The sequence below is a fragment of the Pseudomonas sp. MWU13-3659 genome (assembly GCF_023757525.1).
Taxonomy (GTDB): Bacteria; Pseudomonadota; Gammaproteobacteria; order Pseudomonadales; family Pseudomonadaceae; genus Aquipseudomonas; species Aquipseudomonas entomophila_E.
The window spans coordinates 1-13,001 of the sequence record NZ_JAMSHW010000032.1 but is presented as its reverse complement, the minus strand read 5'-3'; the positions used below and the strand labels follow the sequence as shown (position 1 = coordinate 13,001).

Genomic DNA, 13,001 nt, shown 5'->3' with positions numbered 1-13,001 from the left:
GCGGCGTGGCCGGTTGTAATTGATGTAAGGAGCTTTTCATTGGCAGTCAGTACTCTGGATACCCATGCGTTGTTTGCCCTGGGCGATTTGCGCGCCAAGTTGGTCAAGCTCTTCCAGGGGCGTTTCATCTACGTCACCGAGCAGAACCCTGAAGGCCTGTACATGGCCGAGATCGATACCGACGGCGCGATGGTGGTCGATGACAAGCAGCGCCTGGAACTGAAAGTGGGCGACCATTTTCGTGCGGCGGTACTGCCCAGCCGCGAAGGCGGCAAGCTCGAACTGCGTTTTCGCGAGATCAAGTTCAATGTCTACGGACAGGGCGATTACGCATTCGTCTCGGTGCCAGAAGGTGATGCCATCGTTTTCCGTGAAGGGCACGGGGTGATGATGGTGTTCGCGGCCCAGCAGCAGGTTCAGGAAGGCCTGGGCAAGCTGCTCAAGGCAGTCACCGGCAAAGTCGCCAAATGGCGCAAGGGTGAGCTCACCACGTTCAAGGCCAGCGAATGAGCGAGGCGGGCACCCGCGCCGACTTTCATCGAGAGCACCAAGCCCGGGCCATCGAGCAGGCCGAGCGCTTGCTGGCGCAACGGGAAGCGCTGCAAGGCGCATGGCTGGGCTGGGTGGCAAGCCAGCTCTATGCGCTCAGCCCGGCCCCCTACGCGGCGATGGTTCGCCGGGAGCTGCAACGCCTGACCCAGGCGTGAGCAGGCGTGCAGGTACGCTCAGTTGCCGCTGTCGCGGCCGCTGCTGACTTCCTCCGGTACGTTCTCTCCCGAAGTGCGCTTGCGAAATAGCGCCGCCCTGGCCAGTAGTAGCGTGGTGACGGGCACGGTGATCGACAGCAGGATCGGTATCAGCCAGGCGTGCAGCACCGGGGTTTGCTTGAGTACCGAGAAGTAGAGGATTGACGCCAGCGACACGCACCAGGCGCCGATGGTCGAAGCCAGTGCGGGCGGGTGCATGCGTTGGAAGAACTCCTTCAGTCGCACCAGGCCGATGGCACCGATCAGCGCGAACAGGCTGCCGATAAGCAGCAGCGTGGAGACGACCAGCTCCAGCCAGAACGGCAAGACAACAATATCGTTCATTCGATCACCTCGCCTCGCAGCAGGAATTTGGCCAGGGCGAACGAGCCAACGAAGCCGAACAGGGCAATCAGCAGTGCGCCTTCGAAGTAGGTGTCGCTGGCGTAGCGGATGCCCAGCACCAACATCATCAGCATCCCCAGGATGTACAAGTAGTCCAGGGCCAGCACGCGGTCCTGGGCGGAAGGGCCGCGGAACAGCCGGATCAGCGCCAGCCCCATGGCCAGGGCGAAGATGAACAGGCTGGCGAGGACGGCGTTGGCAAGCAGGCCGCTCATTCGAAAATCTCCATCAGCGGGCGTTCATAGGTGTGCTTGAAATGCTCGACGAACGCTGCTTCGTCGTCCAGGTCGAACACGTGCAGCAACAGTACACTGCGGTCCAGGGCCAGTTCCGACCAGATGGTGCCCGGCACCACAGTGGTGATCATCGAGAGCGCCGCCAAGCCGTGCGCGTCGCGCAGGGCGAGGGGGATGTGCACGAAGGCCGAGCGCGGTGGCGTGGTGCTGGCTCGCAGTACCCCCCGTGCCACTTGCAGGTTGGAAACTACCACATCGATACCCACACGGCCGATCAAGCGGGCGATCACCAGTGGGCGACGCACGTGGGCGTGTTGCGGGCGCAGCGGCGCCATCAGGATCGGGGCGAGGATACCCAGTGCGGCGCCCAGCAGCAGGTTGCCCGGGCTGATCGACAAGTTGAGCAGCAGCCACAGCGCGAACAGCGCCACGGACAGCAAGGGGGCGGGGAACAGTCGGTTCATGGCTGTGCCTCGGCATTGAGCGTGGTCGGGCCAGGCAATGGTCGGGTCGCCATCACCGCATTGATATAGGTGTCGGGTGCCTGCAGGCTGGCGGCGGTGTCCTGTGTGTAACGCAACAGCGGCTCGGCCTTGAGGCTGAGGAATATGCACAGGGCCAGCAGGATGGCGACGGGTATGCACTCGTAGCCCCTCAGTACCGGCGAGGGGCGCTCCTCGGGCTTCCAGAAGCGCTGGATGCCGACCCGACCGAAGGCGATCAGCGAGGCCAGGCCCGAAAGCACCAGCAAGGTGACCAGGGTCCAGCCAGCGGCACCGACGGGTTTCTCCGCGGCGACACCCAGCCCTTCGGGGTTGAAGAGCGCGCTGATCAGGTTCAGCTTGCCGATGAAGCCCGACAACGGTGGCATGCCGATCACCAGCAGGGCGCAGGCGATGAAGCTCAGGCCGAGGAAGGCCATGGTCCAGGGGATGACCTGGCCGATCACGGCTTTCTGGTCGTCGTCCAGGTTGACTCCCTTGGCTGGGTGCGCGGGAGGCATCGCATCTTCCTCTTCGTCCAGTGGGGCTTCGTTGACCGAGCGCGAGCGCTCGATCAACTCGGCCAGCAGGAACAGCGCACACAGCGCCAGGGTCGAGCTCGCCAGGTAGAACAAGGCGGCACCGGTCAGTACGGTTTGGCCAAAGCCGACCGCTGCCAGCAAGGTGCCAGCTGTAACCAGGATGCTCAGTGCTGCCAGGCGTTCGACGCGCTGGGCGGCAAGGATGGAAGTGGCTGCCACGGCCAGCGTCACAAGCCCACCGTACACCAGCCAGTCGCCACCGAAGAACGACGAGGCGCCGGCCTGGCCGGAGAACAGCAAGGTCCACAGGCGCAGCACCGCATACAGGCCGACTTTGGTCATGATTGCGAACAGCGCAGCCACGGGCGCACTGGCGGACGAGTAGGCGGGTACCAGCCAGAAGTTCAGCGGCCAGATCCCGGCCTTGGCCAGGAAGGCGATCGCCAGGATGGCCGCACCGGCATGCAGCAAGCCGCGGTCGGCTTCAGGCACCAGCGGGACTTTCAGGGCCAGGTCGGCCATGTTCAGGGTGCCGGTCACACCATAGAGCATGGCCGCACCAACCAGGAACAGCGACGAAGCGAACAGGTTGATGGCGATGTAGTGCAGCCCGGCCTTGACCCGCGCCCGGCCCGAGCCGTGCAGCAGCAGGCCGTAGGAGGCCGCCAGCAGCACTTCGAAGAACACGAACAGGTTGAACAGGTCGGCGGTCAGGAAGGCGCCGTACAGGCCCATCAGCTGGATCTGGAACAAGGCGTGGAAGCTGGCACCGGCGCCGTCCCAGCGCGCCCGGGCGAACAGCAGTGCGCTGCTGCCGACGATACCGGTCAGCACCAGCAGCAACGCCGACAGGTGGTCTACCACCAGCACGATGCCGAACGGCGCCGGCCAGTTGCCCGGCAGGTAGACACCGATGGACTCGGCCTGCCCCTGGGTGCGTACCCACATCAGCAGCGAAACGGCGATGGCCAGGCCGGCGAACGTGGAGAGCAGGTTCAGGCGCGCCTTCAGCCAGCGGTGCTTTTCACCGATCAGCAGCATCAGCGCGGCGGTCACCAGTGGCAGCAGAATCGGTGCGATGACCAGTTGACTCATGGTGCTCATTCCTCACGCTCCCGGCCGTCGACATGGTCGGTGCCTGTGAGGCCGCGCGAGGCCAGCAATACCACCAGGAACAACGCGGTCATGGCGAAGCTGATGACGATGGCGGTCAGCACCAGTGCCTGTGGCAGCGGGTCGGTGTAGTGCAACAGATCGTGGGGCACCCCCTCCTTGATGATCGGTTCCTTGCCGATGAACAGGCTGCCCATGCTGAAGATGAACAGGTTGACCCCGTACGAGAGCAGGCACAGGCCCATGATCACCTGGTACGTGCGGGGGCGCAGGATCAGCCAGACCCCGGAGGCGGCCAGTACACCGATGGCAACTGCAATGACTTCTTCCATCAGGCGGCTCCTGCTTGGCTGGACTTGGCGGGGCGGTAGGCGCGCACCGACTGGTGGGCCAGTGCGGTCAGGATCAGCAGTGTCGAACCAACCACCACGGTGTACACCCCGATGTCGAAGAACAGTGCGCTGGCCACGTGCACGTCACCCAGCAGCGGCACGTACAGGTGGGCAGTGTGGGTGGTCAGGAACGGGTAGCCGAGCAGCATCGCCCCGGCGCCGGTGAGGGTGGCGCAGAGCAGGCCGGTACCCATCCAGCGCAATGGCCGCAGGCTCATCTGTGCCTCGACCCACTGGGTGCCGGCAACCATGTACTGGAGGATGAACGCCACCGACATCACCAGGCCGGCGACGAACCCGCCGCCCGGTTGGTTGTGGCCACGCATGAACAGGTACATCGACACCAGCAGGGCGATGGGTAGCAACAGGCGTACCAGCGCAGCGGGCACCATCATGAAGCCCAGGGCGGTGTCGGTGGCATGGCGCGGGTTGACCAGGTCGGTGACCACGTCCGGTGCCAGCTGGCGCTGCTGGGCGGGGAGCTGCATGCTTTCCTTGGGCGGGCGGAAGCGGCGCAGCAGGGCGAACACGGTGAGCGCAACGGCCACCAGCACCGTGACCTCGCCCAGGGTGTCGAAGCCGCGGAAGTCCACCAGCATCACGTTGACCACGTTGGTACCGCCACCTTGCGGCAGGGCACGGCTGAGGTAGAACGAGGAGATGTCGTTGGGGGTGGGGCGGGTCAGCATGGCGTAGGAGAGCAGTGCCATGCCGCCACCCACCAGCACGGCCAGGACCAGGTCGCGCAGGCGCCGCAGGCGCGCGCGTTCCTGTGTGCCGGCCAATGGCGAGACACCCTCGATACGCCGTGGCAGCCAGCGCAGGCCGAGGAGGATCAACACGGTGGTCACCACCTCGACCGCCAACTGTGTGAGCGCCAGATCCGGTGCAGAGAACCAGACGAAGGTGATGCAGGTCATAAGGCCACAGACACTGACCATGATCAACGCGGCCAGACGGTGGTACTTGGCTTGGTAGGCCGCGCCGATGGCGCAGGCAATGGCTATCAGCCAAAGCGCGACGAACACCCCGGAGCCGGGGATCTTCGGCCGGTCACCCCAGCTCAGGCCGCTGTACAGCAGGGGTACCAGGCCGGCGATGAACGCCGCCAACACCAGCATGAACAACTGCTTTTGCAGGCGCCGGGTAGTCAGCAGTCGCTCGATGCGCCGAGCCAGCAGCATCAGGCGCACCAGACCGTGCTCGAACAGGCGCTTGCCATTGAAGCGCTCGATCAGCGGCGGATGGGGGAAACGGCCACGTTGCAACTGCTTGCGCAGTAGCAGGTAGAGCGCGATACCGCCGGACATGGCGATCAGGCTCATCATCAACGGGGCGTTCCAGCCATGCCAGATGGCCAGGCTGTACTCTGGCAATGTGCCGCCGACCACTGGCAGCGCGGCGGCGGCCAGCAACGGGCCGACCGATTGCGCGGGGAAGATGCCAACCACCAGGCAGGTGAGCACCAGCAGTTCGACCGGTGCGCGCATCCAGCGTGGTGGCTCGTGGGGCGTGTGCGGCAGGTCCTGGGCGGGCGGGCCGAAGAACACGTCGACAGTGAAGCGCAGCGCGTAGGCCACGCTGAAGGTCCCGGCGAGCGTCGCGATTACTGGCAGGGCGGCCTCGACCCAGGCGCTGGAGGTGATGAACACGGTCTCGGCGAAGAACATTTCCTTCGACAGGAAACCATTCATCAGTGGCACGCCTGCCATCGAGGCGCTGGCGACCATGGCCAGCGTGGCGGTGAAGGGCACCAGGCGGAACAAGCCGCTCAGGCGACGGATGTCACGGGTGCCGCTTTCATGGTCGATGATCCCCGCAGCCATGAACAGCGAAGCCTTGAATGTGGCGTGGTTGAGGATGTGGAACACGGCGGCCACGGCCGCCAGTGGGCTGTTCAGGCCCAGCAGCAGGGTGATCAGGCCCAGGTGGCTGATGGTCGAGTAGGCCAGCAGGCCCTTGAGGTCGTTCTGGAACATCGCGGCGAAGGCGCCCAGCAGCAAGGTGGCCGCGCCGGCACCGCCGACGATCCAGAACCACTCCTCGCTGCCCGACAACGCCGGCCACAGCCGGGCGAGCAGGAACACCCCGGCCTTGACCATGGTCGCCGAGTGCAGGTAGGCCGATACGGGGGTGGGCGCCGCCATGGCGTGGGGCAGCCAGAACTGGAAGGGGAACTGTGCGCTCTTGCTCAGCGCGCCGACAAGGATGAGAGGCAGCAGCACCGGGTACAGCGCATGCTGGCGGATAGTGTCACCGGCAGCCAGGACCTTGTCCAGGTCGTAGCTGCCGACCACATGGCCGAGCAGCAAGGCCCCGACCAGCAGGCACAAGCCCCCGGCGCCAGTGACCATCAGCGCCATGTAGGCGCCGCGACGGGCGTCGGCGCGATGGTGCCAGTAGCCGATCAGCAGGAACGAGAACAGGCTGGTGAGCTCCCAGAAGAACACCAGCTGGATCAGGTTGCCGGAGATGACCAGGCCGAGCATGGCGCCCATGAACGCCAGGAAGAAGGCGAAGAAGCGCGGTACCGGGTCCTGTGGCGACATGTAGTAGCGGGCATACAGCGAGACCAGGGTGCCGATGCCGAGTACCAGCAGGCTGAACAACCAGGCGAAGCCGTCCATGCGCAGGACCAGGTTCAGGCCCAGGCTGGGCAGCCACAGCAGCTCCTCGCGTATGACGCCGCCGTCGGCGACTTGCGGATACAGCAACGCTACCTGGACGGTGCCGACCAGGGCCACGAGTCCGGCGAGAATGGACTCGGCGTTACGTGCGTTGTGCGGCAGGACCGCCGCCAGGCAACTGCCTAGGAAGGGCAGAAGCAATAGCACAATCAATGACATAGCGTTCTGTTCTGAGAAGTTTGCCAAGGATCATACGTGCCGGGCCGTTGATCACCAACACGCGAGCAGTTGCAGAATCCTACAAATGTGCTGTGACAAGCTGTTTTTTTATAACAGTTTCTTTCAGAGCATAGCGTGTGCTGGCACCTTCACAGCCCTGCTTCACGTTGGCGTTGTGCATCGTCATCGGCAACGGCGGCTTCGTCCGCGCGGCGAATTTTCAGCTCGCTCACCACCACCGCCAGGACAATCAGCAACCCGCCGAGCAGGGCCACGCCCGGCAGGCGCTCGCCGGCGATACGCCCGACAATGCCTGCCCACACTGGTTCGCCGGCGTAGATCAGGGTGGCGCGGGTGGGCGAGACCGACTTCTGGGCCCAGTTCATCGCCACCTGGATCACTGCGCTCATCGCGCCCAGCCCCACAGCGCTGACCAGTAGCAGCCAGGAAAAGTCGGGAAGGCGTTCCTGGGTGGGTACGATCATCAGGAATGCCAGCACCGAGGCGGTCGCCAGCTGGACCACGGTCACCCGGCGCACATCGACCTTGCCGGCGTAGCGGCTGATCAGGATGATCTCGCCGGCAATCGCCACGGCACTGACCAAGGTCACCAGCTCACCTTCACTGAAGCGCAGCGCGCCGCCCTCGGGGCCGGCCAGCAGCATCAGGCCCGCGAAAGCCAGGCCGATCCCCAGGCTCGGCATCAGGCCAGGGCGGCGCCCCAGCACCAGCCACTGCAGCAGGGGCACGAACGGCACGTACAGCGCGGTGATGAATGCGGACTGGCTGCTGCTGATGGTTTGCAGGCCCATGGTCTGCAGGCCGTAACCCAGCATGATCGACACGCCGATGAGCACGCCGGCCTTCAATTCGGTGAAAGTCAGCCCCGGCAGTGAGCGCGCCGAGACCAGCCCGACAAACAGCGCGGCAGCCGCGAAACGCAGGCCGACGAAGAACATCGGGCCGCTGACGGTCATGACGTTGTGCACGATCAGGAAGGTGCCGCCCCAGAGCATGGTGATGAACACCAGCACCAGTTCGGCCTTGCTCAGGCGGAAGGTGACGGCGGGGTTGCGGCTGGGGGCTTGGTTCATGGTCTTGCACACTCGGCAGGGGCGGCGCACAATCCGCCGCAAAGTGGGCAGTATACTGCGCAACCTCTATCAGTGAGCAATATAGTGCACAAAGATTCCGAGCACCGGGCTTCGGTGTTGCAGCATGTCAGCCAGAATGTCCGCCGCTTGCGCAGTGACGCAGGCTTGAGTCAGGCAGCCCTTGCTGAACGATCCGGAGTGAGTCGGCGGATGCTGGTGGCCATCGAGGCGGGCGAGAAGAATGTCAGCTTGACCACGCTAGATTTGATCGCCGAGGCGCTTGGCGTGGCGTTCAGCACCTTGATTCAGGCGCCCGATCAACGCGATCCCAGCCGTATCGACGAGTTGGCCTGGGCCGGTGAGCACCCTGGCAGCAGGGCGGTGTTACTTGGCAGCAGCCCCGCGCGGCGCGAGGTGGAGCTATGGGAGTGGACTCTGGCACCCGGCGAGCGTTACGCCAGTGAAGCGGACGCGGCGGGCTGGCGCGAACAGATCTACGTCGCCGAAGGTTGTTTGACCCTGGTGATCGAGGGGCATGAGCAGCGCCTGCACACGGGCGAATTCTTCGTATTCCCCAGCGATTGCCGTTATGCCTATCGCAATGATGGGGACGTGGCAGTGCGCTTTGTGCGCAATGTGGTGATCTGACAAACCTGTCACGCCACCGAGGGGTGCGGGCCAGGTCCATCCTCCGCCAGATGATCGTGATGATTGCGCAGCGGGCACTCTTTCAATGACATGCAGCCACAGCCGATGCAGCCATCGAGTTGGTCGCGCAGCAGTATCATCTGGTCGATGCGCCGATCGAGATCGGAACGCCATTGCGCGGAAAGTCGCTGCCAGTCTGCGGCTGTCGGCGTGTGATCGCGGGGCAGGGTGGCCAGTGCCTCGGCGATGTCCGACAGGGGGATGCCCAGGCGTTGCGCCATCTTGATCACCGCTACTCGGCGCAGCACGGCACGTGGATAGCGACGCTGGTTGCCGGCGTTGCGCATGCTGTGGATCAGGCCTTTGGTTTCGTAGAAATGCAGTGCGGTCACTGCCACGCCACTGCGCGCGGCCAGCTGACCGACGCTGAGCAATCGCTCCGGGGTATGGGGTGTCTTCATGCAGAAAGTCCTTGACCTTGAGTTAACTGGAGGTTTTACCCTCCGCGACAACTGGCTGCAAGTGCCGGAATCAAGGAGACAGTCCATGGCGATCCATAACCATTCCCTGTGGTTCACCCAGATGATCGAATACGATGTGCCGCCTGGGCGGCAGGAGGCGCTGGCCCAGGCCCTGGTTGCCCGAAGCGAGCACCTGGCGCAGCATTGCGAAGGGTTGCAGGGCATCAGCATCCAGGCTAGTGAAGATGGGTGCCGGGTGTTGCAGTATCTTCAATGGCAATCGCGCCAGGCGTGGACCGCCGCCGCAGACTGCTTTGGCGAGGAGCCGTTCCTGGAACTGATGAGACAGCACCAGGCGCGCGGTCTTAACTTTGCCGCGTACCAGACCCTGCGCAGCCTGGTGCGTGGTGCCGATGGCGGCCTGCACTGCCAGGTGGGTACCACGGCGCGATAAGTTCGACTATGCGGTCACAGGGTACATGGGGCAAAGCGTGCCCTGTATGCGCCGGGAAGATTGCGGGCGCCCGCAGGCTGTACCATTATCCTTGGCCTGGATCAGTCGAGATGTGTTCGCAGGAGTGCGCATGAATAGTCAGTCCCCCCTTCTGGAAACCGTGCCGGCGCGCCTGGCCCGTGTGCGTGAGGTAATGGCCAGGGAGGGTGTGGACGCCCTGCTGGTGCCGTCGGCCGACCCGCATCTGTCCGAGTACCTGCCAGGGTATTGGCAAGGGCGCCAATGGTTGTCCGGGTTCCATGGTTCGGTGGGCACATTGGTGGTCACGGCGGATTTTGCCGGTGTATGGGCCGATAGCCGTTATTGGGAACAGGCCGAGAAAGAGCTGGCGGGCAGCGGCATCGAGTTGAAGAAGCTGCGCCCAGGACACCCTGGGGCGCTTGAGTGGCTTGGCGAACAGGCCAAGGGAAATGTCGCGGTCGATGGGGCGGTCATGGCGCTGGCTTCGGCGCGCCAACTGGGTGAGCGCCTGGAGGCCCGTGGTGTTCGCCTGCACACCCAATGCGACCTGCTGAAGGACGTCTGGGCGGATCGGCCTGGGTTGCCAAGCAATCCGGTGTACCAGCATCTGCCGCCCCATGCCACGGTCAGTCGCTCGCACAAGCTCGCGGGCTTGCGTCAGTCATTGAAGGACAAAGGTGCCGACTGGCATTTCATCGCAACCCTCGACGATATCGCCTGGCTGTTCAACCTTCGGGGGAGTGACGTCTCCTATAACCCGGTGTTTGTCTCGTTCGCCCTGATCAGTCAGGACAAGGCCTACCTGTTCGTCGGCAAGGACAAAGTCGATGAACACCTGCGCAAGGTACTCGCGGCCGATGGCATTGAAGTCCGTGACTATGACGAGGTGAGCGCGGCCCTTGCGGCGATCGAGCCAGGTAGCAGCCTGCAGGTCGACCCGGCGCGGGTCACGTGTGGCCTGCTCGCGCATCTGAACAAGGAGGTGCGTCTGGTCGAGGGCATCAACCCGACCACGTTGAGCAAGTCGCGCAAGGACGAGGGGGACCTCAAGCATATTCGTCAGGCCATGGAGCAGGACGGCGCGGCCTTGTGCGAGTTCTTTGCCTGGTTCGAGGCGAACCTGGGCAAGGAACGTATCACCGAATTGACCGTCGACGAACGACTCAGTGCCGCCCGTGCCCGGCGTCCGGATTTCGTTTCGCTGAGCTTCTCCACCATTGCAGCCTATAACGCCAACGGCGCGATGCCCCACTACCGGGCCACTGAAGAGTCCCATGCAGTGATCGAAGGTGATGGTTTGCTGCTGATCGACTCGGGCGGCCAATACCTGGGGGGCACAACGGATATCACCCGGATGATACCCATCGGCCAGCCTAGCGAAGCACAGAAGGCTGATTGCACACGAGTGCTCAAGGGCATGATCGCCTTGTCACGGGCGAAATTCCCGCGAGGTATCCTCTCGCCACTGCTTGATGCGATTGCCCGGGCGCCGATCTGGGCGGATCAGGTCGATTACGGCCATGGCACAGGTCATGGGGTGGGCTATTTCATGAATGTGCATGAGGGGCCGCAAGTCATTGCCTACCAGGCGGCCACCACGCCACAGACGGCGATGCAGCCCGGGATGATCAGTTCGATCGAGCCGGGTACCTACCGCCCCGGCGAGTGGGGCGTGCGTATCGAAAACCTGGTGGTCAATCGTGAGGTGGGGAGCAGTGAGTTCGGCGACTTCCTGGCGTTCGAGACGCTGACCTTGTGTCCAATCGATACCCGCTGCCTCTTGCCGGCGCAGCTCGGGGCGGACGACATTGCCTGGCTCAACGATTACCACCAGACGGTCCGAGAGCGCATCTCGCCATTGCTCCAGGGCGCTGCGCTGGATTGGTTGGTGGAACGTACCGCAGCTCTGTGACCTACCGATGAAAAAGGGCAGCCATTGGCTGCCCTTTTTGTTTACTTGCAGATCACGATCATGCTGCGGCTGGTATAGCCTGCGGGGTTGATGCCGAAGACGTAATCCCCGGGTTCTTCGTCACTGTCGCCCGAGCGGGCAATGACCTTGTAGCCTTTGTTGCCACACGATGCGGCAGCTTTGCTATAGCATTTTTCCCACGATGAAGAGAGGCCGGAGCAGTTGATATGCAGGCCTTTCTTTCCCCGCTTCACCTCTGTCTTGGCTGTAGCGGCGCATCCAGCAATGGCCAAGATGGCCAGGATGAGCAAAATACGTTTCATTCCTGTCCTTATACTGACCCGACTGCTTGAACGGGCCTTTCATCAGCGCTTCGAGGCTTCCTTGCGTGTTTCCTGCGTCCTTTTGCTGCCAGTAGATAGCGTTGAGATGATGATTTTGTGACAGCTTAATCAGCCTGGGAGGAGGCTACAAGGCTGAAGGTTGTTTAAATGAAAATATTTCTCAATTCAGTCGGCGGCCACAGGGGGCGTCACTTCCCGTTTCATGGAGAGGGTCGCGCCGACCGACGCGGTGATGATGGCAAGGATGGCGAGCCATTGCCACAGTGTCAGTTGCTCCCCCAGGAACATTAGCCCAGACAGGGCGCCAAAGGCGGGCTCGATGCTCATCAAGGTGCCGAATGTGCGTGCGGGCATGCGTGTCAGGGCAACCATCTCCAGACTATAGGGCAGTGCTGTCGACAGGATGGCGACGCCCAAGGCGACAGGCAGCAGAGCGGGGGTGAGCAAGGCGCTGCCGGCATGCACGATGCCGATGGGGGCCACGAACAAGGCGGCGATCACTACGCCCAGAGCAGCTGTCTGGATGCCATTTTCTGCGCCGGCACGTTGGCCATATAGAATGTACAGCGCCCAGCAGACACCTGCGCCCAAGGCATAGGCGGCGCCCACCGGGTCGAGCCCGCCGCCTGCCTGGCCGACTGGTATCAACAGCAACAGGCCGATGACTGCCAGGACAATCCAGACAAAATCCAGCGCTCGGCGAGAGGCCAGCAGTGCCACGGTGAGGGGGCCTGTGAACTCCAGTGCCACGGCAATGCCCAGCGGGACGGTGCGCAAGGACATATAGAAGAGGAAGTTCATACCGCCCAGGGCCATGCCATAGATGATGACGCTGCGCAGGGTGCTGGTGTCCAGGCGTGCTCGCCATGGGCGCAGCAGCAACAGCATGATGATGCTGGCGAAGATCAGCCGCAGCGCAGTTGTGCCCTGGGCGCCTACGATGGGGAACATGCTCTTGGCCAGCGAGGCGCCGGACTGGATGGAAGCCATGGCGATCAGCAGCAGGCCGATGGGGAAGAGCGTCGCGGCCAGACTGCGTGGGGCGGTGTTCATTTGGGGGTGGTCCGTGATTGTGCGTGCGTGGGTGAGCAATATAGTGCGCAATGTGTTTGGGGGTGTGCAAGGGGGTTGATGGGGCAGGGGGTATGTCGGGGGGGCTAGTGGGCGGTCGGGCCGGTCTTGAGATTGTGTTGGCATTGAGAGGTGCCCGCCTTTGTTTCTCCGGCGCTCTCTAGATCGAGCGCCGCCTTGCGGCGCATCGCGGATAAATCCGCTCCTATATCAGTTGCAGCGTGCCGCACCTGT

At 63.5% G+C, this 13,001-nt stretch carries 15 protein-coding genes; 5 read left to right on the top strand and 10 right to left on the bottom strand.

The genetic code is table 11. From position 1 onward, the window contains the following. The first annotated feature begins 39 nt into the window (after positions 1–39). Together NGM28_RS24700 and NGM28_RS24695 are read left to right on the top strand one after the other, a co-directional pair. Positions 40–510, top strand: coding sequence for a hypothetical protein (locus NGM28_RS24700; protein WP_240066395.1), 471 nt, complete (start codon positions 40–42; stop codon positions 508–510). After that, positions 507–707, top strand: coding sequence for a hypothetical protein (locus tag NGM28_RS24695; RefSeq protein WP_240066394.1), 201 nt, complete (start codon positions 507–509; stop codon positions 705–707). Before NGM28_RS24700 ends, NGM28_RS24695 begins: the two co-directional genes overlap by 4 nt. An 18-nt stretch (positions 708–725) precedes the next feature. Here the strand turns inward: NGM28_RS24695 and NGM28_RS24690 are convergent, their stop codons facing one another. The 7 genes from NGM28_RS24690 to NGM28_RS24660 form a co-directional block, all read right to left on the bottom strand. Further along, positions 726–1,091, bottom strand: a complete 366-nt coding sequence (locus NGM28_RS24690; RefSeq protein WP_240066393.1) for a Na+/H+ antiporter subunit G — start codon at positions 1,089–1,091, stop codon at positions 726–728. Continuing rightward, positions 1,088–1,366, bottom strand: a complete 279-nt coding sequence (locus NGM28_RS24685; RefSeq protein ID WP_186660462.1) for a K+/H+ antiporter subunit F — start codon at positions 1,364–1,366, stop codon at positions 1,088–1,090. Before NGM28_RS24685 ends, NGM28_RS24690 begins: the two co-directional genes overlap by 4 nt. Next, on the bottom strand, positions 1,363–1,851 hold the full coding sequence (locus tag NGM28_RS24680) for a Na+/H+ antiporter subunit E (protein WP_240066392.1): 489 nt from the start codon (positions 1,849–1,851) through the stop codon (positions 1,363–1,365). Before NGM28_RS24680 ends, NGM28_RS24685 begins: the two co-directional genes overlap by 4 nt. Then, the gene (locus NGM28_RS24675) at positions 1,848–3,515 is read right to left on the bottom strand and encodes a monovalent cation/H+ antiporter subunit D (RefSeq protein WP_252091923.1); all 1,668 of its coding nucleotides are present in this window, start codon (positions 3,513–3,515) and stop codon (positions 1,848–1,850) included. Before NGM28_RS24675 ends, NGM28_RS24680 begins: the two co-directional genes overlap by 4 nt. Beyond that, complete coding sequence (locus tag NGM28_RS24670) at positions 3,512–3,856, bottom strand: Na+/H+ antiporter subunit C (protein WP_240066390.1); 345 nt, start codon at positions 3,854–3,856, stop codon at positions 3,512–3,514. Before NGM28_RS24670 ends, NGM28_RS24675 begins: the two co-directional genes overlap by 4 nt. Further along, positions 3,856–6,762 carry a monovalent cation/H+ antiporter subunit A gene (locus NGM28_RS24665; protein WP_252091921.1) on the bottom strand — a complete coding sequence of 969 codons (2,907 nt, stop codon included), beginning with the start codon at positions 6,760–6,762 and terminating at the stop codon, positions 3,856–3,858. The genes NGM28_RS24670 and NGM28_RS24665 overlap by 1 nt, the downstream gene beginning before the upstream one ends. Before the next feature lie 149 nt (positions 6,763–6,911). Further along, positions 6,912–7,856, bottom strand: coding sequence for a DMT family transporter (locus tag NGM28_RS24660; RefSeq protein WP_252091919.1), 945 nt, complete (start codon positions 7,854–7,856; stop codon positions 6,912–6,914). 84 nt (positions 7,857–7,940) lie between these two features. Between NGM28_RS24660 and NGM28_RS24655 the strand changes: the two genes are divergently transcribed. Further along, a complete protein-coding gene (locus NGM28_RS24655) occupies positions 7,941–8,504 on the top strand; it encodes a helix-turn-helix domain-containing protein (RefSeq protein WP_240066387.1) in 564 nt (187 codons plus the stop codon). 8 nt (positions 8,505–8,512) lie between these two features. Here NGM28_RS24655 and soxR read toward each other — a convergent pair whose 3' ends face one another. Next, on the bottom strand, positions 8,513–8,965 hold the full coding sequence (soxR, locus tag NGM28_RS24650) for a redox-sensitive transcriptional activator SoxR (RefSeq protein ID WP_252091916.1): 453 nt from the start codon (positions 8,963–8,965) through the stop codon (positions 8,513–8,515). A gap of 85 nt (positions 8,966–9,050) precedes the next feature. Here soxR and NGM28_RS24645 point away from each other — a divergent pair, with 85 nt between their 5' ends. Beyond that, a complete protein-coding gene (locus NGM28_RS24645; RefSeq protein WP_240066385.1) occupies positions 9,051–9,419 on the top strand; it encodes an antibiotic biosynthesis monooxygenase family protein in 369 nt (122 codons plus the stop codon). 130 nt (positions 9,420–9,549) lie between these two features. Then, positions 9,550–11,352 carry an aminopeptidase P family protein gene (locus NGM28_RS24640; protein ID WP_252091914.1) on the top strand — a complete coding sequence of 601 codons (1,803 nt, stop codon included), beginning with the start codon at positions 9,550–9,552 and terminating at the stop codon, positions 11,350–11,352. Between the two features lie 41 nt (positions 11,353–11,393). Here NGM28_RS24640 and NGM28_RS24635 read toward each other — a convergent pair whose 3' ends face one another. Further along, on the bottom strand, positions 11,394–11,675 hold the full coding sequence (locus NGM28_RS24635; protein ID WP_240066383.1) for a hypothetical protein: 282 nt from the start codon (positions 11,673–11,675) through the stop codon (positions 11,394–11,396). A gap of 186 nt (positions 11,676–11,861) precedes the next feature. After that, positions 11,862–12,749 (bottom strand): threonine/homoserine exporter RhtA, encoded by an 888-nt coding sequence (rhtA, locus tag NGM28_RS24630; RefSeq protein ID WP_252091912.1) that lies wholly within the window; start codon positions 12,747–12,749, stop codon positions 11,862–11,864. Between the last annotated feature and the right edge of the window lie 252 nt (positions 12,750–13,001).